Genomic DNA, 22465 nt, shown 5'->3' with positions numbered 1-22465 from the left:
TAGGTGCGCCGGGCCGGACGCGCAGGCCACGGGACATTCGCGCTTGTGCTAGGAGCCCGAAGGGCGGAGGGCGGTCAGCGCCGCAGGTCCAGCCGGATCACCGGCACGACCGGGGCCGCGAAGCGGTGTTTCACCCGGTCCATCCAGCCCGGCTTGGCCGTGGCGTCGTGCAGCGGGTCGTGCCGGGCGATGGCCTCGCGCAGGTCGGCCGAGAAGGTGTCCTTCGACTCGATGACGGTCATCGACACGCCCGGCGGCAGCAGCGGGTCCAGCAGGCGGGTCAGGGTGTCGCGGTGGCGGTCGGCCTGCGTGGCCTCCAGCAGCACGGCCGCCTGCGTGCTCGCGGCCGAGTGGATCACCGCGAGCCAGGCCCGGCGCACCGACGGTTCGCTGGCGCAGTGGGCCAGCAGCGGGGCCGCCAGCTTCGACACGTCGGGTGGGGGCATCGCCTCCACCACGAAACCGTCGGCCACCCGGCGCAGCAGCATCAGCGTGCGCAGGCTCAGCAGGTCGTCGTAGGTCAGCAGGCAGCGTTCGCCGTGGTCGTCCAGCACCACGTTGAAGCGCTGGTTCATCACGAAGGACAGCAGCGCGCCGCCGGTCTGGTGCAGCGTGGGCGTGGTGACGGGCGGATGCAGCGTGGCCGGGTCGTGCAGCCAGACGCCCAGCGTGGGCAATTCGCCCGGGTCGCCGGGGAACAGGTGCAGCCGCTGGGAGCCGTGGCCGACGCCGTTCGCCGCGGGCTGACGCGCCCCGGGAAACCAGACGGGCGTGTTGACGAACTCCATCACCGTCACCTGCGTGCCGGCACTCGAGAGCGCACCCTCGGTCCAGGCTTGGAGACGGCGCAGCAGGTCAGTCGTCATGTCGGCATTCTTCCACGCCGCGGCGCCCGACCGGAAGGCCCGCGAACGGGGTGCCATCCAGGTGACACCTCGTTCGCTGCACGCCCGTCTAGAATTTCGCCCATCACCCACTACAACGCGAGACGACCGCCATGATCCAACACGACAAGCTGTACATCGGGGGGCAATGGGTCCCCAGCGTCGGCAGCGAAAGCCCGAGCACCGTCACGTCGCCCGCCACCGAGGAGGCCATCGCCACCGTCGTGCGCGGAACGGCCGACGACGTGAACCTCGCGGTGAAGGCCGCCCGCGGCGCGTTCGACGCCTGGTCGAGCCGCCCGGTGGCCGAGCGCGCCGGGTTCCTGATGAAGATCCACGAGGGCCTGAAGGCCCGCGCGAACGACATCGCCCAGGCCGTCACGTCCGAGATGGGCATGCCGCTGAAGCAGTCGGTGCGCATCCAGGCCGGCTCGCCCATCGCCGCGTTCAAGCTGTACGCGAGCCTGGTGCAGAGCTTCCACTTCGAGGAGGAAGTGGGCAACTCGCTGGTCGTGCGCGAGGCCATCGGGGTGGTCGCCGCCATCACGCCGTGGAACTACCCGCTGCACCAGATCGCCGCCAAGGTGGCCGCCGCGCTGGCCGCCGGCTGCACGGTCGTGCTCAAACCGTCGGAAGTGGCCCCGCTCGACGCCTTCATCCTGGCCGAGGTGGTGCACGCCGCGGGCCTGCCCGCGGGCGTGTTCAACCTCGTGACCGGCCGCGGCACCGTGGTGGGCGAGGCCATGTGCTCGCACCCGGACGTCGACATGGTGTCGTTCACCGGGTCCACCCGCGCCGGCCGCCGCATCTCCGAACTGGGGTCGGCCACCATCAAGCGCGTGGCGCTGGAGCTCGGCGGCAAGTCGGCCTCGATCATCCTCGACGACGCCGACTTCCCGACGGCGGTGAAGGGTTCGGTGGGCGCCTGCTTCCTGAACGCCGGCCAGACCTGCACGGCCCACACCCGGATGCTGGTGCCCGAGAGCCGCTACGAGGAAGCCGCGAAGCTGGCCGTGGCCGTCACCCAGGCCTACAAGGTGGGTGATCCGTTCGACGAGACGTCCACGATGGGGCCGGTGGCCTCCAAGGCCCAGCGCAACACCGTCAACGAGTACATCGAGATCGGCCTGGCCGAAGGCGCCGAACTGCTGACCGGCGGCACCGGTGCGCCCGAGGGCCTGGACGGCAAGGGCTACTACGTGCGCCCGACGGTGTTCGGCCGCGTGAAGCCCGAGTCGCGCCTGGCCCAGGAAGAGGTGTTCGGCCCGGTGCTGGCCATCATCACGTACAAGGACGAGGACGACGCCATCCGCATCGCCAACGGCACGCCGTACGGCCTGTCGGGCGGCGTGTGGTCGGCGTCCGACGAGCGGGCGCAGCAGGTGGCGCGCAGGATGCGCACCGGCCAGGTCGACATCAACGGCGGCACGTTCAACATGCTCGCGCCGTTCGGCGGCTACAAGCAGTCCGGCAACGGCCGCGAGTTCGGCAAGTACGGGCTGGAAGATTTTCTGGAGATCAAATCGTTCCAATTCAAGCGTTCGTGACGCGGAGCGTTTAACCTGAGAGGGCTTGCCACGCCGGCAAGCCCTTTTTTGTTGCCCCGACGCCCCAAGCGCCATCCATGAAACTCATTCCCTTCGCGGCCGAACATTTGGAGGTGGGAGCGTCCCTGCCCTTCGACCTGTTCGATGCCGCCGGTCGCCTGATCATGCCGCGCGACGCGGTGATCCAGGACGTGACCCAGCTGGGCCGCCTGACCGCACACGACCTGATGGTTGACGAAGACCAGAGCGCCGAGTGGCGTCTCGCCCGCCAGCGCGAACGGGAACTCGCCGACGCCTTCGACGACGCCTTCAGCCCGAAGGCCGAGGCCGCGGAAGCCGCGCCGCCGCGCCTCGAACTCATCTCCGAACTGGGCCTGGTGCAGCAGCAGCTGAACGTGCTGCTGCTCGAGGTGTCGCCCGACGACAAGTGGGTGCCGCGGCTGCTGGCCGTGGCCGGTCGCATGCGCGACCTGATGGACGAACACGCCGACGCGCTGCTGTTCCTCGTGCTGCAGCGCGCGGTGCGGCGCTACGAGCACTACAGCAGCCGGCACGCGCTGCTGTGCGCGATGACGTCGTCCCTGTGCGCGCAGCAGCTCGGGTTCGAGGCCGCCGAACTGCGCTCGCTCGCGATCGCCGCGCTGACGATGAACTGGAGCATGACCGCCATGCAGGACGAGCTGACGCTGCGCGAGCGCACGCCGTCGCTCGACCAGCGCATCCGCATCGACCGCCATCCCGAGATGAGCGCCACCCAGCTGAAGGAGGCGGGGATCACCGACACGCTGTGCCTCGACGTGGTGGCCCGCCACCACCAGGACGGCCCGGCCGACCTGCCGCTCGGGGCCTTGTCCGCGGCCGACCGGCTGGCGCGGGTGCTGCGCCGCCTCGACGTGTTCTTCGCGAAGATCAGCCCCCGCCTCAGCCGGCCCGGCATGCCCGCCACCCTCGCGGCGCGCGCGGCCTGCCTGGGCGCCAACGGCGAGGTGGACGAAGTGGGGGCGGCCATCATCAAGGTGCTGGGCATCTACCCGCCGGGCACCTGCGTGAGCCTGGCGAACGGCGAGGTGGCGATGGTGCTGCGCCGGGGCGCGCACGCGAGCCAGCCTCTGGCCGTGAGCCTCGCGGGCCCCGGGGGCGCCGAACTGAAGGTGCCGCAGCTGCGCGACACGGCAGAGGCCGCCCACCGCATCACCGGCACGGTCAAGCCCACCGACCTGCGCGCCACGGTCAACGTGGCGGACCTGCTCGCGATGATGTGAGCGGTCAGGCCGAGGCCAGCAGCTCCTCGGACACCCGCCACAGCCGGTCGGCCACGGCCGTGTCCATGATGTGCGGTGCATGGCCCGACGTGCGGTTGCCGGGCTCGGCCGGCAGCCCCTGCTGGCAGTCCTCCAGGTAGAGCCCGCCCTGGCCTTCGAGCGCCGGGGCCGTGGCGGCCCACACGCTCGTGGCGGCGCCCTGCGCCGGGGTCTTGAAGCGGCTGGAGATGCGGCCGTCCTCGCCCACCCAGCCCATCGCGCGCTTCTCGTCGTCGGGCACGTGGCGGTGCAGGTCGGTGTCCACACCGCCCGGGTGCACGGCCAGCGAGGTGATGCCGTCGGCGGCGTGGCGCGCGTGCAGGCCCAGCGACATCAGCGCGTTGGCCGACTTCGCCTGGCCGTAGGCCTTCCACTTGTTGTACTCGCGGCGTTCGAAGTGGAGGTCGTCGAAGTCGACGCCGGCGAGCTTGTGGCCCATCGAACTCAACGTGACCACGCGGGCGTTGCCGGCGGCCTTCAGCGCGGGCAGCAGCGCGGTGGTCAGGGCGAAGTGGCCCAGGTGGTTCGTGGCGAACTGCGATTCCCAGCCCTGCGGCGTGCGCGCGAGCGGACAGGCCATCACGCCGGCGTTGTTGATCAGCAGGTGCAGCGGGCGGTCGCCCCATGACGCGGCGAAGCGGCGCACGCCGGGGAGGTCGGCCAGGTCGAGCGTGCCGACGTCGATGGCCGGGTTGCCGGTCTCGGCCCGCAGCTGTTCGGCCGACGCCCGGCCCTGTTCGGCGTTGCGCACCGCGAGGGTCACGCGCGCGCCGGCCGACGCGAGGGCACGCGCCGTCTCGAGGCCGATGCCGGCGCCACCGCCGGTGACGATGGCCGAGCGGCCGCCGAGGTTGAACCCGGACACGACGTCGAGTGCGGTGCTGCGGGCGTGGAAGGGGGAAGTGATGGGCATGGTTGTCTCCAAAGTCCACGCCGGAGGATACGGACGAGGCCCGGTTTTACACTTCACCAAGGTGACAAGGAGCCCCTCTCATGAACGCACGTGACCCGCTCGCCCCGCGCAGCCCCGACCTGCCCGGCGCCATCGCCGCCTTCACCGACAAGATGTGGGACGAGGAGATCGTCCCCGCGCTGACCGACTACATCGCCATCCCCGCGAAGAGCCCGATGTTCGATGCCGAGTGGCAGAAGAACGGCTTCATCGACAAGGTGGTGCGCGACGCCGCCGCCTGGGTCGAAAGCAAGAAGGTGGCGGGCCTGAAGCTGGAGGTGGTGCGCATCGAGGGCCGCACGCCGGTGATCTTCTTCGAGGTGCCGTCCACGAAGCCGGAGAGCACCGGCACCGTGCTGCTGTACGGCCACCTCGACAAGCAGCCCGAGTTCAACGGCTGGCGCAACGACCTCGGGCCGTGGACGCCCAAGTACGAGGACGGCCTGCTGTACGGCCGAGGCGGCGCGGACGACGGCTACGCGGTCTACGCCGCCATCGCCGCCATCCTCGCGCTCGACGCGCAGGGCGTGCCGCGCCCGCGCTGCGTGGGCCTGATCGAGGCCTGCGAGGAAAGCGGATCGTTCGACCTGCCCGTGTACGTGGACGCGCTGAAGGACCGCCTGGGCGAGGTGAGCCTCGTGGTGTGCCTCGACAGCGGCGCCGGCAACTACGACCAGCTGTGGCTCACGACCAGCCTGCGCGGCATGGTCAGCGGCACGCTGAAGGTGGAGATCCTGAGCGAGGGCGTGCACTCGGGCGATTCGAGCGGCCTCGTGCCGTCGAGCTTCCGCATCCTGCGCCAGGTGCTGGACCGCCTGGAGGACTCGAAGACGGGGCAGCTGCTGCCCGAGAGCTTCCACTGTGCCATCCCCGCCGACCGCATCGAGCAGGCCCAGGCCACCGCGAAGATCCTCGGCGACGAGGTGTGGAAGCGCTACCCGTGGGCCTGCGGCGCCGACGGCGGCCCCACGCTGCCCACCACCACCGACCCGCTCGAGGGCCTGCTCAACCGCACGTGGCGGCCCACGCTGAGCGTGACCGGCGTCGACGGTTTCCCCGCGATGAAGGACGCCGGCAACGTGCTGCGCCCGTACACCGCGTTCAAGCTGAGCCTGCGCCTGCCCCCGCTGATCGACGGCAACGAGGCCGCGGCCCGGCTCAAGACGCTGCTGGAGGACAACGCGCCGTACAACGCCAAGGTCACGTTCGCCGCGGACGGCCGCGTGGGCGCGGTGGGCGCCACCGGCTGGAACGCGCCGAGCCTGTCGCCCTGGCTCGAGACCGCGCTGAACCAGGCGTCGATGGACCAGTTCGGTGCCCCCTGTGGCTACATCGGCCAGGGTGGCACCATCCCGCTGATGAGCCTGCTGCAGCAGTGTTTCCCGAAGGCCCAGATGATGGTGTGCGGGGTGCTGGGCCCCAAGAGCAACGCCCATGGTCCGAACGAATTCCTGCACGTGCCGTACGGCAAACGCTTGACTGCCGCCGTGGCGCAAGTGATGGCCGCCGCGAACTGACCCACCCATCAGGGGGTGCCCGGCTCCCGTATTCACGGGGGCCGTTCCGTGACGCAGTTCACTTAACATTCCTTCACAGACACCTGAACCGGGCCGGCGCCTTCGTGCCGTCACCGTGGGCCACAGTGCCCAGCGCGCGTGCGAGGGAAGGGGGAGGGAACGGAAGGCACTGCGCCATGACACGGAATCATCCACATCGTCCGGCCGCCGCTTGCGGAGGCCTTCTTCATCACTGCGGGACACCCGGAGCGGCACGCTGATGTGTGGCATCGCCGGCATCCTCGACCTGGGACGCGCGCCCGCGCCCACCCGCGCCGAACTCGGCGCGATGATCGGCGCGCTCCACCACCGCGGCCCCGACGGCACCGGCTTCCACCTCGACGGGCCGGTGGGCCTGGCCCACGCGCGCCTCAGCATCATCGACCTCGCCGGCGGCCACCAGCCGCTCGCGAACGAGGACGACACGGTCTGGACCGTCTTCAACGGCGAGATCTTCAACTACATCGAGCTGCGCGCCGACCTGGAGCGCGCCGGCCACCGCTTCGCGACGCACTCGGACACCGAGGTCATCGTGCACCTCTACGAGGAACACGGCGACGACTTCGTCCAGCACCTCAACGGCCAGTTCGCCATCGCGCTGTGGGACCGCCGCCGCCAGCGCCTCGTGCTGGCACGCGACCGCACCGGCATCCGGCCGCTCTTCCACATGGTGCACGCGGGCCGGCTGCTGTTCGCCTCCGAGGTGAAGTCGCTGTTCGCGGTGCCCGGCGTGCCGCGCCGCCTCGACCCGCACGCGCTGGCAGAGATCTTCACGTTCTGGTCCCCCATCGGTGACCGTTCGGTGTTCGACGGCGTGCAGTCGTTGCCGCCGGGGCACCGCATGGTGATCGAAAACGGCCGCGCCGAGATGTCGTGCTACTGGGACTGGACCTTCCCCGAGGGCCCCATCGCCGACGACCGGCCCGCGGAGGACCTGGCCGATGAACTGCGCGCGCTGATGATCGACGCGGTGCGCCTGCAGCTGCGCTCCGACGTGCCCGTGGGCGCGTACCTGAGCGGCGGGCTCGACTCGTCCATCATCACGTCGCTGATCCACCACCACACCGACGTGCCGCTGCGCACGTTCTCGGTCACGTTCGACGACGGCGAGTTCGACGAAAGCGCCTACCAGCGCGAGCTCGTCGACCACCTCGGCACGAAACACTCGCAGGTGCGCTGCACGCGCGCCGACATCGCCGCGAACTTCCCCCGCACGCTGTGGCACACCGAGTCGCCCGTGCTGCGCACCGCGCCCACACCGCTGATGATGCTGGCCGGCCTCGCGCGCGAGCAGGGCTACAAGGTGGTGTTGACGGGGGAGGGCGCCGACGAGGTGTTCGGCGGCTACGACATCTTCAAGGAAGCGCGCGTGCGCCGCTTCATGGCGCGCCAGCCGCAGTCCGCCGGCCGCGCACAGCTGCTCAAGCGCCTGTACCCGTACCTGAAGCACTCGCCGGCCAGCGGCGGGCTCTTCGCGAAGCAGTTCTTCAGCGAGGGCCTCGAGCACCTCGGCCAGCCGTGGTTCGCCCACGTGCCGCGCTGGAACACCACGGGCCGCATCGCCCAGTACTTCTCGAAGGCGCAGGCCGACGCGGTGGCCGGCTGGTCGCCGTTCGCGGCCATCGGCGCCACGCTGCCCGAGGCCATCGGCCGCTGGTCGCCCATGGCACGCGACCAGTACGTCGAGGCGCACACCCTGATGTCGGGCTACCTGCTGAGTTCGCAGGGCGACCGCATGGCGATGGGCCATTCGATCGAGGGGCGCTTCCCGTTCCTCGACCACCGCGTGATCGAGTTCGCCAACCGCCTGCCCCCGCGCTACAAGCTGATGGGCCTGACCGAGAAGTACCTGCTCAAGCGCTCGATGAAGGGCCTGCTGCCCGAGTCGGTGCGCACGCGCAGCAAGCAGCCGTACCGCGCGCCCGACAGCGCGAGCTTCTTCCACGACGGCAAGCCGGTGGCCTATGTCTCCGACCTGCTCAACGAGGAACGCATCCGGCAGGCCGGCTACTTCGATCCGGAACCGGTGCGCCGCCTCGTCGAGAAGTGCCGCGCGGGCCGGGCCATCGGCTTCGGCGACAACATGGCCTTCGTCGGCATCCTGTCGACGATGTGGATCGACGCGATGTTCGTGCGCGGCGACGCCGTCGCCGCACGGCCCTGAGGACCTCCGCCATGCTGATGCACCAGCTCCTCGAACTCACGGCCCGGACGATGCCGGACCGCATCGCACTCGTCACCGACGGGCTGCGCCTCACCTACGCCGAGGTCGATGCCCGGGCCGACACGCTCGCCACGGCCCTGCAGGACGCCGGGGTCGAACCGGGTGACCGCGTCGCGACATGCCTCGACAACGGCCTCGACGCGGTGGTGGCCCTCTACGCGGCGATGAAGTGCGGCGCGGTGCTGATGGCGATCAACCCGCTGACGAAGCGCCAGCGGCTCGCCGCCGTGCTGAACGACGCCCGCGCGAGCGTGCTCGTCACGCACGCGGGCCTGATCGACGAGGTGGGTGCGGCGCTCGCCACGAACCGCAGCATCCACACGTGCTGGGTGGCCGGTGACGCACCGCCCGCAGGCGCCGACACGCGCTGCCGTCCCATGCCGTCCACCGAACCGGGCGGGTCGCCCGCGCCCGTGCCCACCACCGACCAGGACCTCGCGGCACTCATCTACACGTCGGGGTCCACCGGCGAGCCCAAGGGCGTGATGCTGAGCCACCTGAACATGGTCTCGGCCGCGCGATCGGTGAACGCCTACCTGCAGCTCACGGCCGACGACGTGGTGTTCAGCGCGCTGCCGCACGCCTACAGCTACGGGCTGTACCAGGTGCTCTCCACGTTCATGGTGGGCGGCACGCTGGTCCTCGAACGCTCCTTCTCGTTCCCGGTCAAGGTGCTGCAGCAGATGGCGCGGGAAGGGGTCACGGTGTTCCCCGGCGTGCCCACGGTGTTCGCTCGCCTGCTGGCGCTGAAGACCCTCGCCGACCACCCGGTGCCCACGCTGCGCATCATCACCAGCGCGGCCGCGGCCTTGCCCGACGCGCACATCCACGGCCTGCGCGAGGCGTTCCCGCACGCGAGGCTGTACGCGATGTACGGCCAGACCGAATGCAAGCGCGTGACCTACCTGCCGCCCGAGCTGCTCGACGAGCGCCCCGGCAGCGTGGGCCGCGGGATGCCGAACCAGGAGATGTGGCTCGAGGACGAGGCCGGACAGCGCCTGCCGTTCGGCAGCACCGGCGAACTGGTGGTGCGCGGCAGCCACGTGATGCGCGGCTACTGGGAGAAGCCGGAGGCCACGGCGCGCGCGCTGCGCCCGGGCCCGTACCCCGGTGAGATGGTCCTGCATTCCGGGGATATCTTCCGCACCGATTCCGACGGATATTTCTGGTTCGTCTCGCGCAAGGACGAGCTGATCAAGGTCCGCGGCGAAAAGGTCAGCCCGCGCGACATCGAGAACGTGCTCTGCGCGATGCCCGGGGTGCTCGAGGCCGCCGCCATCGGCTGCATCGACGCGGTGGTGGGCGAGGCCGTGAAGGTCTTCGTCGCGCTGCAGCCGGGCCATGTGCTCACCGAACGCCAGGTGATCCAGCACTGCGCCAGCCGCCTCGAAACCGTCATGGTGCCGAGGCACGTGGTCTTCGTCGACGAGTTGCCGAAGACCGACTCCGGAAAGATCAGGAAGGCCGGCCTCGTGTGAGGACGGACCGTTTCATCGAGTTCAACGAAAAGGAAACAGGGGAATGACTGACAACATCAAGGCCACCGTTCGCGCGTACATCGCGGAGAACTTCATCATGCGCGGCGACGGCAGCGAGATCGCGGAGACCGACTCCTTCATGGAGAAGCACCTCGACTCCACCGGCTTCCTCGAACTCGTGACCTTCCTCGAAGAGACGTACGGCATCGCCGTCGACGACGAGGAGATGCTGCCGGAGAACCTCGACAGCCTGAACAACGTCGACGCCTACGTGCGTCGCAAGCTCGCAGCGTGAGGCGCCCATGACCATGAACTCGATCGGGCCGAAGGTCCTCGACATCGATTGCGCGGCCGAGGTGGCGCGCATCTCCGAGTGGATGGTGGACGCCGTCTCGAAGCTCAACCGGCGTGGCGTGATCATCGCGCTGTCCGGCGGCGTCGACAGCTCGGTGTGCGGCGCCCTCGCGGTGAAGGCCCTGGGCCCGAAGAAGGTGTTCGGCCTGCTGCTGCCCGAACACGATTCGTCGAGCACCAGCGCCGAACGCGGCACCGAGGTGGCCGAGCAGCTGGGCATCGAGTACCGCCTGGAGCACATCGGCCCCACGCTCGAGGCCATTGGCTGCTACCGCTGGCGCGACGAGGCGATCCGCAACGTCTTCCCCGGCTACGGCGCGGGCTGGAAGAACAAGATCATCATCGCGGGCGGCGCGCGCGGCGGCGTCAACTTCTTCAAGCTGGTGGTGGAGAACCCGGCCGGCGAGCGCTTCGAGAAGCGCCTGCCCATCCGCGAGTACCTGCAGATCGTGGCCGCCACGAACTTCAAGCAGCGCATCCGCAAGACCTCCGAGTATTTCCACGCCGACCGCCTCAACTACGCGGTGATCGGCACGCCGAACCGCCTGGAGTACGACCAGGGCTTCTTCGTGAAACACGGTGACGGCTCGGCCGACATCAAGCCCATCGCCCACCTCTACAAGACGCAGGTGTACGCGCTCGCCCGCCACCTGGGCCTGCCCGAGTCGGTGTGCAACTCCACGCCCACCACCGACACGTACAGCCTGAGCCAGGGCCAGGACGAGTTCTACTTCGCGCTGCCGTACCAGCAGATGGACGTGGCCCTGTGGGCGCACAACCACCAGGTGACCCCGGCCGATCTCGCGCCGGCCCTGGGGCTGACGGTGGAAGAGGCGGCGCACATCTACGCCGACATCGAGGCGAAGCGCCGCGGCACGCACTACCTGCATGCGCGGCCGGTGCTGCCGGAGGCGGTGGGCGAGATCCACGTCTGAACCCACGCAGGACAGCTGTCATCCCGGCGCAGGCCGGGACCTTCGGCATCCGCCCAGGGTCCCGGCATTCGCCGGGATGACATTTCTTTCTTTCGGCCTTGTTTGCCCGTCCCTCCACCCCGCAGGGATTTAATGTGACTCTTATAGTCACACAATGTCGTCCGCCAACACCCAGTTCTCCGTCGCCGCGCACCTGATGGCTGCGCTGGGCGCGCGCGATGGCGAAGGGGTGCGTTCCGCCGAACTCGCCGCCAGTGTCAACGCGGACCCGAGCTTCGTGCGCCGCGTGCTGTCGAAGCTCGCGAAGGCGGGCCTCGTCACCACCACGCGCGGGCAGCACGGCGCCTGTTCGCTGGCGCGCGCCCCCTCCCGCATCTCCCTGCTCGACGTCTACAAGGCCATCGAACCGCCGGCGCCGTGCGCGATGCACGCGTACCCGGTGTCCGAGGAATGCCGGGTGAGCCGCAACATCAAGCGCTGCATGGACGACGTCCTGCGCGAGGCCCAGCAGGGCTTCGAGCAGGGCCTGGCCCGGCAGACGCTCGCGGACGTGGTCGACACCGTGAACCGGGGCCGGTGAGTCAGCCGCCCCCTTTTTTTGCGCTTTATTGTTCTTTCGATAGTCACAATTCATTCATCGACGTGGAGCACCTCATGACACTTTCAACCGCCGCCCCGAAGGGCACTTCATGCTGAGCGCCGACACCACCGCCTCTCCGGCGGATGCCGCCCGCCTCGGCGCCGCGGCCGCCTCGCCTGCGCGCGTTTCCGGCTGGATCGCCGTGCTGTCGCTCGCGGTGGGCGCGTTCGCCACCGTGACCACCGAGTTCCTGCCCATCGGCGTGCTGCCGCTGGTGGCCGCGTCGCTCGGCGTGACCGAGGGCACCGCCGGCCTGATGGTCACGATGCCCGGCATCGTGGCCGCCATCGCGGGCCCGGCCCTGATCGTCGCGTCGGGGCGACTCGACCGTCGCGCGGTGCTGCTGGTGCTGTCGGCCCTGCTCGTCGCGTCGAACCTGCTCGCCGCGATCGCGCCCGACCTCATGACGATGCTCGTCGCACGCCTGATGCTGGGCCTCTGTGTCGGGGGCTTCTGGACGTTCGCACCGGGCGCCACCGCGCACCTCGTGCCGGCCGACGCGCAGCCGCGGGCGATGTCGTACGTGCTGGCCGGGGTGTCGGTCGCGACGGTGGCGGGCGTGCCCGCGGGGGCGCTGCTGGCGAACCTCGTCGGCTGGCGTGCGTCGTTCGGCGTGGCCGCCGGCCTGTCGGCGCTGATGTTCATCGCGCAGATGCGCCTGCTGCCGCCGATGCCGCCGGCCCACGCCACCCGCGCGCGCGACCTGCTCAAGCCGTTGACCACGCCGCGCGCCCGCGCGGCGCTGCTGACCACGCTGTTCCTGATCGCGGGACACTTCGCCGCGTACACCTACCTCACGCCGCTGCTGCAGCAGCGCTACGGCCTGTCGCCCGTCGTCGTGACGACGCTGCTGCTGGTCTACGGTGCGGCCGGGTTCCTCGGCACGTTCGTGGGCGGACGGCTGGCATCGCGCAACGTGCTGGCGGTGGCACTGCTGGCCGCGCTGCTCGTGGCCGGGGTGCTGCTGTTCGCGGCCACCGTCGGTGGCGGCGTGGTCGCCGGTGCGCTGGTCGCGCTGGTGTGGGGTTCCGCGTTCGGCCTGATCCCCGTCGCGATGACGACGTGGATGCAGACCTCGCTGCCGCGCGATGCCGATGCGGGCCAGGCCGTGCTCGTCACGGGCTTCCAGGTGGCCATCGCCTCGGGTGCCTTCCTCGGCGGCGTGGTGGTGGACCACCTGGGCATCCCGTCGGCGATGGGGCTGGCCGGTGCGCTGGCGCTGGTGGCTGCGGCGGTGGTGGGGCTCGCTTTCAGACTGCGCTGAAGCCCGTCATCCGGCCGTGCGCTTGCCGCGACGCGCGACGGCCGCCACGCCCAGGCCCGCGAACAGCATCGCGAGCGCCGCCGGTTCCGGCACCGGGCTCGCGAACGACGTGAAGCCCGGGCTGCCGATGTCGCCGGTGGTGGCGGCCCAAGAGCCCTCGAGGTCGCCCACGGTCGACAGCACCCACTTCGACGCCTGGTTCGTGCCGAACACGTCGGACGACACGGCGTGGCCGGTGCGGCCCAGCGTGCGCGGCGACGTGCCGTAGGTCAGGCGGTCGACGAGCTGCTGGTTCGCGTCGAAGAGGTTGATCTCGTCGCCGTTGCCGAGGTTGTTCGAGTAGCCGCCGATCACCTTGACGCTGGCGTCGAGGCCCCAGCGGGTGCGGAACTCGTTCGCGTCGATCTCGGTGAGGATCACCGACTCGCCCGCGGCCACGAGGCCGAACGCGGAGAGGCGCGTGACGAGCGACAGGCGCGAGTCGTCGTCGAAGCTCCAGCCGGTGAAGTCGACGGCCGCGGTGCCGAAGTTCGTGAACTCGATGAACTCGCCGAGGCCGTCGTTCGGGCCGACGCCTTTGTACATCCACTCGGTGATGTAGACGTCGTGGTCGTTGGCGGCGTGGGCGGCCGGGGTGATGAAGGCGGCGGCGGCGAGCGAGAGCAGGAGGCGTTTCATGGTGGGGTCCTGGTGGGCGTGACGGGAGGGGCTCAGGCGGTGCGGCGGCGGCGCGCGATGGCGCCGCAGACGCCGGCACCGGCGAGCAGCATCGCGAGGGCGCCGGGCTCGGGCACGGCGGCGATCGGGGTCAGCACGAACACGGACGGCGATTCGTCGGCGACGTAGATCACGCCGTTCGAATCGATCGTCACGCCTTCGGCGCTTCCGGAGAGGTTCGAGAAGTCGAAGCGGCTCAGCACCTGGCCGCTGCGGGTCACCTCGAGCAGCGCGCGCGACTCCTGGCTGAAGATCAGCAGGTTGCTGCCGAAGGGCTGGTTCGCGAACACGGTCGACAGTGCCTGGATGTCGGACAGGTCGGTGACGCCGAGGTTCGGCGTGAAGAGGGCGCTGTACGAACCGGTGCCGGTGGTGAAGTCGATCGAGGCCTGCCAGACGGCCTGCGGACCCTTCTCCTTCACGGCGAGGAAACCGCCGGTGAGCGGGTCGTACGACACGCCTTCGATGCCCTGGTTGCCGACGTTGGCGCCGAGCGAGAACCCGGGCAGGTTGTTGCGGTTCGCCGTGCCACCGGCGGTGTAGGTCAGCTGGAAGAGGTCCTGCTCGCGTTCGTCGGCGATCACGAAGCGGCCGTTGCCGACGTACGTGAGGCCTTCGGTGTCCTCGAACCCGGTGAGCGACATCGTGCTGATCTGCAGGCCGGTGGTGCGCGACACCTCGACGATGGCGCGGCCCTCGTCCCCCACGACGAACAGCGTGCCGGTGTCCCAGTTGTAGGTGATGGCCGAGGCTTCCGAGGCCGCGGCGAACGGCAGGGCCAGTTCGGTGGTCAGGCGGTAGTTGCCGAGGTCGAGCGAAGCCTGCGCGTGGGCGCCGGCGGCGAGCGTGGCCAAGCCGAGGGCCAGCAGTTGCTTGATCATGGGGTGTGTCCTCTCGTCGTCGATGTCGGGGATGCGGCATCGGGACGAGGTCACACGCAGGGTCCGCCTCGCCCGTCTCCGGAGGCGAAGCTTCCCGGAACGCGGTGTCCCGGGAATGACGTCGAGTGGCTCGACGTCCTAGTCCGATCGGAGGTCAGGCCGGGGCGGAAACCCCCAGCATCGCGGCGCCCAGCGCCTCGGCCACCTCGATGCCGTCGACACCGGCGGACATGATGCCGCCCGCGTAGCCGGCCCCTTCACCGGCGGGATACAGGCCGCGCACGTTGAGGCTCTGGCGGTCCTTGCCACGCGTGATGCGCAGCGGGGACGACGTGCGGGTCTCGACGCCGGTCAGCACGGCGTCGGCCATCGCGAAGCCCTTGATCTGCCGCTCGAAGGCCGGAAGCGCCTCGCGGATCGCGAGGATGGCGTAGTCGGGCAGGCTGCTGCGGCCCTTCGCGCCGAGGTCGGTGAGGAACACGCCCGGCTTGTACGACGGCTGCACGTTGCCGAAGGACTTCGACGGGCGGCCCTTGATGAAGTCGCCCACCAGCTGGCCCGGCGCCTGGTAGCCGCCGCCGCCCAGCTCGAACGCACGCGTTTCCAGCTGGCGCTGGAACGCCATGCCGTCGAGCGGGTTCACGGGGCCGTCGGCGCGGCCGTCCTGCCGGTAGTCCTGCGGGTTGATGCCCACGACGATGCCGGCGTTCGCATTGCGTTCGTTGCGGGAGTACTGGCTCATGCCGTTGGTGACGACGCGGCCTTCCTCGGACGTGGCCGCCACCACCGTGCCGCCGGGGCACATGCAGAAGCTGTAGACCGAACGGCCGTTCTTCGCGTGGTGCACGAGCTTGTAGTCGGCGGCGCCGAGGATCTCGTTGCCGGCGTTGGGACCGAAGCGGGCGCGGTCGATCACGCCCTGCGGGTGTTCGATGCGGAAGCCCACCGAGAACGGCTTGGCCTCCATGTAGACGCCCCGCTCGTGCAGCATCGCGAACGTGTCGCGCGCGCTGTGGCCGAGGGCCAGCACGACGTGGTCGGTGCGCAGCTGTTCGCCCGAGGCGAGCGTGAGGCCGCGCACCTGGCCGTCCTCGACGTGCAGGTCGGTCACGCGCTGCTCGAAGCGGATCTCGCCGCCGAGCGCCTCGATGTCCGCGCGCATCTTCTCGACCATGCTGACGAGGCGGAACGTGCCGATGTGCGGCTTGCTGACGAAGAGGATCTCCTCCGGCGCGCCGGCCTTCACGAACTCGGTCAGCACCTTGCGCGTGAGGTGGCGCGGGTCGCTGATCTGGCTCCACAGCTTGCCGTCGGAGAACGTGCCCGCGCCGCCCTCGCCGAACTGCACGTTCGATTCCGGGTTCAGCACGCCCTGGCGCCACAGGCCCCAGGTGTCCTTCGTGCGCTGGCGCACTTCCTTGCCGCGTTCGAGCACGATGGGGCGCAGGCCCATCTGCGCGAGGATGAGCGCCGCGAAGATGCCGCAGGGGCCGAAGCCCACCACCACCGGGCGGGGCTGGCCGCCCGCGAAGAAGCCCTCGGGGGCATGGCCGACGAACTTGTACGCGGTGTCGGGCGTGGCGCGCACCTGCGGGTCGCCCTCGTGCTGCAGCATCACCGACGCCTCGTCGGCGAGGTCGCAGTCGATGGTGTAGATGAGGACGATCGCGCTCTTCTTGCGCGCGTCGTACGCGCGGCGGAAGACGGTGAACCCCTTCAGGTCGGTGTCGGCGATGCCCAGGCGTTCGACGATGGCCGGACGCAGCGCATCCTCGGCGTGGTCGAGCGGCAGGCGGAGTTCGGTGATTCTCAACATGGGTTCAGGCCTTGGGCCGCGGGGATTCGTCGTTGGTGCTCGGTTCGGGCTGCTCTTCGGCACGCATCTCGTCGAACGCGGAATCTTCCTCGAGCGCGGGCGGCTCGTCGACGAGGAGTTCCTCCGGCAGGAAACCGCCCGACTGGTGTTTCCACAGCAGGGCGTAGTGTCCGCCGAGCGCGAGCAGTTCGTCGTGCGAGCCCTGCTCGACGATGCGGCCCCGGTCGAGCACCACGAGGCGGTCCATGCGGGCGATGGTGGACAGCCGGTGCGCGATGGCGATCACGGTCTTGCCCTCCATCAGGTCGAGCAACTGCTCCTGGATCGCGAGCTCCACTTCGCTGTCCAGTGCCGAGGTGGCTTCGTCGAGCACGAGGATGGGCGCGTCCTTCAGCACCACGCGGGCGATGGCGACGCGCTGGCGCTGGCCACCGCTCAGCTTCACGCCGCGTTCGCCCACCTGGGCCTCGTAGCCGGTGCGGTCCTTCCAGTCCTGCAGGTCGACGATGAAGTCGTGCGCCTGGGCCTTCTTCGCGGCGGCGACGATCTCGTCGTGCGTGGCGCCGGGACGGCCGTAGCCGATGTTGGCGGCGATGGAGCGGTGCAGCAGCGAGGTGTCCTGCGTCACGAGGCCGATGGCGCCGCGCAGGCTTTCCTGAGTGACGTTCGCGATGTTCTGGCCGTCGATGCGGATCGAACCCTGCTCCAGTTCGTGGAAGCGCAGCAGCAGGTTCACGAGCGTGGACTTGCCCGCGCCGGACCGGCCGACGAAGCCCACGCGTTCGCCGGGGCGCACGGTGAGGTCGAAGTCGTCGAGCACCTTGCGGCCGTCCGAGCGGCCGTACGTGAAGGTGAGATGTTCGAAGCGGATCTCGCCGCGGGGCACCTCGAGCTCCGGGGCGCCCGGTGCGTCGGTCAGCGTGTGCGGCACGGCGATGGTCTCCATGCCCTCCTGCACGACGCCGATGTTCTCGAAGATGCCGGTCACTTCCCAGCTCACCCATCCGGCCACGTTGGCGATCTGCCAGGCGAGCGGCAGTGCGGTGGCGACGATGCCGGCCGACACGTCGCCCCGGCCCCACAGCGTGATGCCGATGGCGGCGGTGGACACGAGCAGCAGCGCGTTCATGGCCGCGAGCGTGGCCATGAAGCGGGTGATCAGGCGCATGTGCGCGGCGATGGCGACGGTGTGCTCGTCGATCATGTCCCGCACGTAGGCATCCTCGTCGCGCACGCGGGCGAAGAGTTTCACCGTCAGGATGTTCGTGTAGCTGTCGACCACACGGCCCATCACCGACGACCGCGCTTCGGAGCTGATCTTCGCGAGGTCGCGCATGCGGGGCACGAAGTAGCGCAGGAAGATCACGTAGCCGATGAACCACAGCACCGTCGGAATCGCGAGCCGCCAGTCGGCCAGGGCCATCAGCACGAGCGAGCTGACGCCGTAGACCGCGATGTACCAGATGGCGCGGATGCTCGCGACGACACATTCGCGCAGCGCGTTGCTGGTCTGCATCACGCGGTTGGCGATGCGCCCGGCGAAGTCGTTCTGGAAGAACGGCCAGCTCTGGCGCACCACGTGCCAGTGGCTCTGCCAGCGCACGAGGCTCGTGACCCCCGGCACCACGGCGTTGTTGCGCACGAGGCTGTCGGCGATGAGCGTGACCGGCCGGCCGATGACCACCAGTGCGGCCATCGCGAGCAGCGACGGCACGGCGGCGCTGAACGCCGCGGCGCGGTCGGTGGCCTCCATCAGCGTGACCAGGCGCCCGATGAAGATCGGGATCAGCATGTCGATCAGCGCGACCGCGAGGCCGGTGACGAACATGGCCGCGTAGAGGCTGCGCGTCTGGCGGATGAAGTGCCAGTAGAACGCGACCAGCCCCGAAGGCGGCGGGCCCGGCGGGAGGGCCGTGGGCTGGATGCGGGTTTCGAAGAAGCTGAACATGGGGCCGTCGGTTGCAGCCCGCCATTGTCGGGCCTGCGCACCGTGTCCGTTGATCAGGCAGCAAAAAGCCGCCCGGAGGCGGCTTCTTGAAGGAGCGGGAGTCGACTCAGGAGCCGGACTTGCCGCCGCGGACCGAAGCGCGGGCCTCGGCACGCACTGCTTCGCGGTCACGGCCGACGCCGGCCGGAGCGCGGGCGTAGTCGTTGCCACGCTCGAAGTCGTCGGCGACGGAGTCCTGGTTGCGCGACTTCAGGAACTCGGCCTTGACCTGTTCGCGGGTCAGGCCGGCCTGGGCGGTCGACGCCGGGGCGGCGGCGGGCTTGGCGGCGACCTTGACCGCGGCGGGCTGCGGGTTCAGGTTGAAGCCGGTCATCGGGTCGAACTCGCCGCCGGCGAAGGCGGAGGTGCCAGCGAAGGCGAGGGCGGCGGCGGCGACGAGGGTGCGTGCGTTCATGATGGTGTTCCTGTCAGAGTGTTCGGATTCGGTGGGGCCGGGGCTCAGGAGCCACCGGCGACGGAGGCCTTGCCGCCGCGCAGTGCGGTTTCGGTTTCGGCGCGGACCTGGGCGCGGGTCAGCGTCGAGGCGCTGTCGGGAGCCTGGGCGTATTCGGTGCCGGTGTCGAAGCTGACCAGCTCGCCGTCGGCGCGGGCGCGGAGGTATTCGGCGCGGACGTCGGCGCGGGTCAGGGTCGAGGCGGCCTTCGGGGCCTGGAGGTACGCGGTGCCGGCGTCGAAGCGCTCGACCGGGGCAGCGGCCGTGGCCTTGACGGCGGCGCGCGGGGTGGCGGTGGACACCACGCCGAAGCCGGTCATCGGGTCGAACTCACCGCCGGCGAAGGCGGAGGAACCGAGGAGGGCGAGGGCGGCGGCGGCGACGATCTGGCGGCTGTTCATGATGATGTTCCTGCGTTCTGAGGTTGATTCGTACAGGGCCGGCGGCCAACGCCGTCCTGTCCTGCCTCGGTGAGTCGCTGGGATGTGGCTCATCGATGGGATGAACTTTAGGGATTACCCTGAAGGAGAAAAAGCGGCGTTCCTTCAATTCCGTGTTGCGGAAACCGAAACAATGTGGCCACTTCGGCCCCTTTTCGCACGCGCAATGAAAAAAGCCGCCCTGAGGGGCGGCAAAAAAGCCGCCTCGAAGGGCGGCCGAAAAAGCCACCCGGGAGGGGGGCTTCATGGAGACGGTCGAAAAATCAGGAGCCGGCGGCAACGCGGGCGTTCTTCAGCGCGAGACGCGTTTCCTCGCGGACCTGCTCACGGGTCAGCGTCGACGTGGCCTTGGGGGCCTGGGCGTACTCGATGCCGGTGTCGAAGCTCACCAGCTCGCCGTTGTCGCGGGCCCGGGCGAACTCGGCCTTCACCTGCTCGCGGGTCAGCGTCGACTGGACCTTCGGGGCCTGGACGTAGGCGATGCCGGTGTCGAAGCGCACGATCTCGTCGTTCTTGCTGGCGCGGGCGAACTCGGCCTTGACCTGTTCGCGGGTCAGCGTCGACTGGCCGACGGGGCCGAAGCCGGTCATCGGGTCGAATTCGCCGCCGGCGAAGGCGGAGGCACCGAAGACGGCGAGGGCGGCGGCGGCGAGGAGTTGCTTGCGGTTCATGATGAATTCCTTTGGATCTGAAGGTTGGACTGGTCGGGCATGGCGGTGGAATACCGTCCTGTCCTTGCCTCGGTGAGTCGCCTTGTGTGTGGCTCATCGATGGGATGAACTGTAGGCATTGCGAGGGCATCAATAAACCACCTATCATTCAACTCCGTATTGCTGAAATTGGAATGATTGAGGCCGGGCCATGGACAGACTTCATTCGATGCGGGTGTTCGCGCGGGTCATCGACGAGGGCAGCTTCGCCGGGGCGGCCCGGCAGATGAACCTCTCCGCCGCCGTCGTGACGCGGCTCGTGGCGGACCTCGAGGAACACCTCGGCGCGCGGCTCATCAACCGCACCACGCGGCGCCTCGCGCTCACCGACACGGGCGAGCTGTACCTCGAGCGCGTGCGACAGATCCTCACCGAGGTGGAGGAGGCCGAGGCCCAGGCGAACGCGGCCACCTCGGAGCCGCGCGGCCACCTGCGCGTGCTGGTGCCGCCGGCGTTTGCCGTGCACCAGCTCGCGAAACACCTGCCGCGCTTCCGGCAGCAGTACCCGCTGGTCACGCTGGAGCTGTCGGTGCCGGGGGTGGTGGAAACGGTGGACGAGAACCACGACGTCACGATCATCACGTCCACCCGCCAGGTGCTCGACGGCGACTTCATCGCGCGCCGCCTGGCCGGCTCGGAGGTGGTGATGTGCGCCGCGCCGTCCTACCTCGATCAGCGGGGCCGCCCGCAGCATCCCCGTGACCTGCAGGAGCACGAGGCCATGATCCCGACGTACACGCGGGAGGCCGTCTTCAAGCGCTACCAGGCGCTGGCCGGCAAGGACGAGGAGAACGAGGTGCGCATCGTGCCGCACCGCCCCGCGCTGAGCACCATCCACATCGACACGATGTACGCCGGTGCGCTGGCGGGGCTGGGCATCGCGCCGCTGCCGTCGTACGTCATCGAAGACGCGCTGCTCGAGAACGCGCTGGAGCGGGTGCTGCCCGAGTGGTACCTGCTGACGAGCTCGATCTACGCGGCGATGCCCACGCGCAAGTACGTGCCGGCGCGCACCCGCGCCTTCATCGACTTCCTCGTGGCCACCTTCGGCGGGGAGGACCGCGACCCGTGGCTGGCCGCCGCGGGGTGCGCGATGCCCGGCGAGTCAGTTCAGTAGAAGCCTTCGACCCGCGCCGTGCCCGCCAGCCGTTCGAGCAGGTGGGCGAGCGGCCCGAGGCCGTTGTAGCGGGTGGCGACGTGGTGGGCGTACTTCCACACGAGCGGCAGGTCCTTCAGGTAGGCGTCCTTGCCGTCGCGGTGGGACAGGCGGGCGAAGATGCCCAGCACCTTCAGGTGGCGCTGCAGGCCCATCCATTCGAAATCGCGCCAGAAGTGCCCGAAGTCTTCGGGGACCGGCAGGCCGGCCTTGCGCGCGCGCTCCCAGTACCGCACGGCGAAGTCGATCTGGACCTCCTCCTCCAGTTCGACGTAGGCATCGCGCAGCAGGCTGGCGAGGTCGTACGTGATGGGGCCCCAGACGGCGTCCTGGAAATCGAGCACGCCCGGGTTGGCCGCGGTGCCGGGCTCGCCGCTCACCATCAGGTTGCGCGAATGGAAATCGCGGTGCACCAGCACGGCGGGCTGGGCGAGGTTGTTCTGGAGGATCAGCTCCACGCACTGGGCGAGGCGGGTCTCCTCGTCGGTGGACAGCTGGGTGTTGATGTGCCGGGCGATGTACCAGTCCGGGAAGAGCTGCACCTCGCGGGTGAGCAGCGGCCGGTCGTACGCCGGCACCTGGCCCTGTGCCGCGATGCCCTGCAGGCGCACGAGCGCGCCGATCGCGTCGCCGTACAGCGCTTTCGCATTCGAGTCGTCCAGCACCGACAGGTAGGTGCGGTCGCCGAGGTCCGACAGCAGCATGAAGCCGCGGGCCTCGTCCCAGGCGATCACCTCGGGCGCGTTGAGGCCGGCGCTGCGCAGCAGCCCGGCGACGTGCACGAACGGGCGGCAGTCTTCCTGGGCCGGGGGCGCGTCCATCACGATGCGGGGGCCGTTCGCCGTGTCCACACGGAAGTAGCGGCGGAAGCTGGCGTCGGCGCTCGCGCTGCGCACGCTGGCCGTGTCGATCCCGTGCGCCGGGGCGAGTTCGCCCAGCCACTGGGTGAACGCGGCCTCGCGTTGCGGGTCGGCCCAGGCGATGGGCGGAAGGGGCTGCGCGGAGGAGTGCGGGGAAGACGGCATGGCGGAGGGGTGGGGTGGTCACGGGGGCTCGCGGGACCGGACCCTCGTGGATAATCCCCGGATTCTACAAACCGCCTGCTTCCCGCCTCGGCCCTCCGCCAGGCCGCGGCAGATCCCGGGTCACCCCCCGCTCGTCACCATTCC

At 69.8% G+C, this 22465-nt stretch carries 20 protein-coding genes; 10 read left to right on the top strand and 10 right to left on the bottom strand.

The window, feature by feature from the left end; all coding sequences use genetic code 11:
* Nucleotides 1–74: 74 nt before the first annotated feature.
* Nucleotides 75–866, bottom strand: a complete 792-nt coding sequence (locus A4W93_RS27000; RefSeq protein ID WP_157131788.1) for a hypothetical protein — start codon at nucleotides 864–866, stop codon at nucleotides 75–77.
* A gap of 131 nt (nucleotides 867–997) precedes the next feature.
* On the opposite strand from A4W93_RS27000, the gene A4W93_RS26995 reads away from it, so the two are divergent.
* Entirely contained in the window at nucleotides 998–2431 is a 1434-nt protein-coding gene (locus tag A4W93_RS26995) for an aldehyde dehydrogenase family protein (RefSeq protein ID WP_085753555.1), read from the top strand.
* A 77-nt stretch (nucleotides 2432–2508) separates the two neighbouring features.
* Nucleotides 2509–3693, top strand: a complete 1185-nt coding sequence (locus tag A4W93_RS26990) for an HD-GYP domain-containing protein (protein ID WP_085753554.1) — start codon at nucleotides 2509–2511, stop codon at nucleotides 3691–3693.
* Nucleotides 3694–3697: 4 nt separating this feature from the next.
* Here the strand turns inward: A4W93_RS26990 and A4W93_RS26985 are convergent, their stop codons facing one another.
* Nucleotides 3698–4645 (bottom strand): SDR family NAD(P)-dependent oxidoreductase, encoded by a 948-nt coding sequence (locus A4W93_RS26985; protein WP_085753553.1) that lies wholly within the window; start codon nucleotides 4643–4645, stop codon nucleotides 3698–3700.
* Nucleotides 4646–4725: 80 nt separating this feature from the next.
* Between A4W93_RS26985 and A4W93_RS26980 the strand changes: the two genes are divergently transcribed.
* The 7 genes from A4W93_RS26980 to A4W93_RS26950 all read left to right on the top strand — a co-directional run bounded on the left by A4W93_RS26980 (nucleotide 4726) and on the right by A4W93_RS26950 (nucleotide 13135).
* On the top strand, nucleotides 4726–6201 hold the full coding sequence (locus A4W93_RS26980; RefSeq protein ID WP_085753552.1) for a M20/M25/M40 family metallo-hydrolase: 1476 nt from the start codon (nucleotides 4726–4728) through the stop codon (nucleotides 6199–6201).
* Nucleotides 6202–6460: 259 nt separating this feature from the next.
* On the top strand, nucleotides 6461–8404 hold the full coding sequence (gene asnB / locus A4W93_RS26975) for an asparagine synthase (glutamine-hydrolyzing) (protein WP_085753551.1): 1944 nt from the start codon (nucleotides 6461–6463) through the stop codon (nucleotides 8402–8404).
* Nucleotides 8405–8415: 11 nt separating this feature from the next.
* Nucleotides 8416–9942 carry a class I adenylate-forming enzyme family protein gene (locus A4W93_RS26970; protein ID WP_085753550.1) on the top strand — a complete coding sequence of 509 codons (1527 nt, stop codon included), beginning with the start codon at nucleotides 8416–8418 and terminating at the stop codon, nucleotides 9940–9942.
* A gap of 43 nt (nucleotides 9943–9985) precedes the next feature.
* A complete protein-coding gene (locus A4W93_RS26965) occupies nucleotides 9986–10237 on the top strand; it encodes an acyl carrier protein (protein ID WP_085753549.1) in 252 nt (83 codons plus the stop codon).
* A gap of 7 nt (nucleotides 10238–10244) precedes the next feature.
* On the top strand, nucleotides 10245–11231 hold the full coding sequence (gene nadE, locus A4W93_RS26960; protein WP_085753548.1) for an NAD(+) synthase: 987 nt from the start codon (nucleotides 10245–10247) through the stop codon (nucleotides 11229–11231).
* A 154-nt stretch (nucleotides 11232–11385) separates the two neighbouring features.
* Complete coding sequence (locus A4W93_RS26955) at nucleotides 11386–11811, top strand: Rrf2 family transcriptional regulator (RefSeq protein WP_085753547.1); 426 nt, start codon at nucleotides 11386–11388, stop codon at nucleotides 11809–11811.
* A 109-nt stretch (nucleotides 11812–11920) separates the two neighbouring features.
* Nucleotides 11921–13135 (top strand): MFS transporter, encoded by a 1215-nt coding sequence (locus A4W93_RS26950; RefSeq protein ID WP_085753546.1) that lies wholly within the window; start codon nucleotides 11921–11923, stop codon nucleotides 13133–13135.
* 6 nt (nucleotides 13136–13141) lie between these two features.
* On the opposite strand, the gene A4W93_RS26945 is transcribed toward A4W93_RS26950, so the two are convergent.
* From A4W93_RS26945 to A4W93_RS26915, 7 genes are all read right to left on the bottom strand, one after another.
* Nucleotides 13142–13813: a lamin tail domain-containing protein gene (locus A4W93_RS26945; RefSeq protein ID WP_085753545.1), complete on the bottom strand. Its 672-nt coding sequence runs from the start codon at nucleotides 13811–13813 to the stop codon at nucleotides 13142–13144.
* A 32-nt stretch (nucleotides 13814–13845) separates the two neighbouring features.
* Nucleotides 13846–14733 carry an SdiA-regulated domain-containing protein gene (locus A4W93_RS26940; protein WP_085753544.1) on the bottom strand — a complete coding sequence of 296 codons (888 nt, stop codon included), beginning with the start codon at nucleotides 14731–14733 and terminating at the stop codon, nucleotides 13846–13848.
* Between the two features lie 154 nt (nucleotides 14734–14887).
* On the bottom strand, nucleotides 14888–16549 hold the full coding sequence (locus tag A4W93_RS26935; RefSeq protein ID WP_085753543.1) for an NAD(P)/FAD-dependent oxidoreductase: 1662 nt from the start codon (nucleotides 16547–16549) through the stop codon (nucleotides 14888–14890).
* Between the two features lie 4 nt (nucleotides 16550–16553).
* The gene (locus A4W93_RS26930; protein ID WP_085753542.1) at nucleotides 16554–18497 is read right to left on the bottom strand and encodes an ABC transporter ATP-binding protein; all 1944 of its coding nucleotides are present in this window, start codon (nucleotides 18495–18497) and stop codon (nucleotides 16554–16556) included.
* Nucleotides 18498–18603: 106 nt separating this feature from the next.
* Nucleotides 18604–18951 carry a hypothetical protein gene (locus A4W93_RS26925; protein ID WP_085753541.1) on the bottom strand — a complete coding sequence of 116 codons (348 nt, stop codon included), beginning with the start codon at nucleotides 18949–18951 and terminating at the stop codon, nucleotides 18604–18606.
* 44 nt (nucleotides 18952–18995) lie between these two features.
* A complete protein-coding gene (locus tag A4W93_RS26920; RefSeq protein WP_085753540.1) occupies nucleotides 18996–19391 on the bottom strand; it encodes a DUF4148 domain-containing protein in 396 nt (131 codons plus the stop codon).
* Between the two features lie 302 nt (nucleotides 19392–19693).
* Nucleotides 19694–20101 carry a DUF4148 domain-containing protein gene (locus tag A4W93_RS26915; RefSeq protein WP_085753539.1) on the bottom strand — a complete coding sequence of 136 codons (408 nt, stop codon included), beginning with the start codon at nucleotides 20099–20101 and terminating at the stop codon, nucleotides 19694–19696.
* Between the two features lie 190 nt (nucleotides 20102–20291).
* On the opposite strand from A4W93_RS26915, the gene A4W93_RS26910 reads away from it, so the two are divergent.
* Nucleotides 20292–21257 carry a LysR family transcriptional regulator gene (locus tag A4W93_RS26910; protein ID WP_085753538.1) on the top strand — a complete coding sequence of 322 codons (966 nt, stop codon included), beginning with the start codon at nucleotides 20292–20294 and terminating at the stop codon, nucleotides 21255–21257.
* Here the strand turns inward: A4W93_RS26910 and A4W93_RS26905 are convergent.
* A complete protein-coding gene (locus A4W93_RS26905; protein ID WP_085753537.1) occupies nucleotides 21251–22321 on the bottom strand; it encodes an aminoglycoside phosphotransferase family protein in 1071 nt (356 codons plus the stop codon). The two genes, A4W93_RS26910 and A4W93_RS26905, sit on opposite strands and share 7 nt — an antisense overlap.
* Nucleotides 22322–22465 lie beyond the last annotated feature (144 nt).

Source organism: Piscinibacter gummiphilus (genome assembly GCF_002116905.1).
GTDB classification, from domain to species: Bacteria; Pseudomonadota; Gammaproteobacteria; order Burkholderiales; family Burkholderiaceae_C; genus Rhizobacter; species Rhizobacter gummiphilus.
The sequence above is the reverse complement of the archived record's forward strand: the minus strand, read 5'-3'. Positions and strand labels throughout refer to the sequence as shown.

Coding starts and splice junctions, on each gene's coding strand:
- A4W93_RS26940 (WP_085753544.1), bottom strand. CDS start 14,733: ATGATCAAGCAACTGCTGGCCCTCGGCTTGGCCACGCTCGCCGCCGGC.
- A4W93_RS26990 (WP_085753554.1), top strand. CDS start 2,509: ATGAAACTCATTCCCTTCGCGGCCGAACATTTGGAGGTGGGAGCGTCC.
- A4W93_RS26980 (WP_085753552.1), top strand. CDS start 4,726: ATGAACGCACGTGACCCGCTCGCCCCGCGCAGCCCCGACCTGCCCGGC.
- A4W93_RS26915 (WP_085753539.1), bottom strand. CDS start 20,101: ATGAACCGCAAGCAACTCCTCGCCGCCGCCGCCCTCGCCGTCTTCGGT.
- A4W93_RS26955 (WP_085753547.1), top strand. CDS start 11,386: ATGTCGTCCGCCAACACCCAGTTCTCCGTCGCCGCGCACCTGATGGCT.
- A4W93_RS26910 (WP_085753538.1), top strand. CDS start 20,292: ATGGACAGACTTCATTCGATGCGGGTGTTCGCGCGGGTCATCGACGAG.
- A4W93_RS26950 (WP_085753546.1), top strand. CDS start 11,921: ATGCTGAGCGCCGACACCACCGCCTCTCCGGCGGATGCCGCCCGCCTC.
- A4W93_RS26925 (WP_085753541.1), bottom strand. CDS start 18,951: ATGAACGCACGCACCCTCGTCGCCGCCGCCGCCCTCGCCTTCGCTGGC.
- A4W93_RS26970 (WP_085753550.1), top strand. CDS start 8,416: ATGCTGATGCACCAGCTCCTCGAACTCACGGCCCGGACGATGCCGGAC.
- A4W93_RS27000 (WP_157131788.1), bottom strand. CDS start 866: ATGACGACTGACCTGCTGCGCCGTCTCCAAGCCTGGACCGAGGGTGCG.
- A4W93_RS26935 (WP_085753543.1), bottom strand. CDS start 16,549: ATGTTGAGAATCACCGAACTCCGCCTGCCGCTCGACCACGCCGAGGAT.
- A4W93_RS26930 (WP_085753542.1), bottom strand. CDS start 18,497: ATGTTCAGCTTCTTCGAAACCCGCATCCAGCCCACGGCCCTCCCGCCG.
- A4W93_RS26945 (WP_085753545.1), bottom strand. CDS start 13,813: ATGAAACGCCTCCTGCTCTCGCTCGCCGCCGCCGCCTTCATCACCCCG.
- A4W93_RS26965 (WP_085753549.1), top strand. CDS start 9,986: ATGACTGACAACATCAAGGCCACCGTTCGCGCGTACATCGCGGAGAAC.
- asnB (WP_085753551.1), top strand. CDS start 6,461: ATGTGTGGCATCGCCGGCATCCTCGACCTGGGACGCGCGCCCGCGCCC.
- A4W93_RS26920 (WP_085753540.1), bottom strand. CDS start 19,391: ATGAACAGCCGCCAGATCGTCGCCGCCGCCGCCCTCGCCCTCCTCGGT.
- nadE (WP_085753548.1), top strand. CDS start 10,245: ATGACCATGAACTCGATCGGGCCGAAGGTCCTCGACATCGATTGCGCG.
- A4W93_RS26905 (WP_085753537.1), bottom strand. CDS start 22,321: ATGCCGTCTTCCCCGCACTCCTCCGCGCAGCCCCTTCCGCCCATCGCC.
- A4W93_RS26995 (WP_085753555.1), top strand. CDS start 998: ATGATCCAACACGACAAGCTGTACATCGGGGGGCAATGGGTCCCCAGC.
- A4W93_RS26985 (WP_085753553.1), bottom strand. CDS start 4,645: ATGCCCATCACTTCCCCCTTCCACGCCCGCAGCACCGCACTCGACGTC.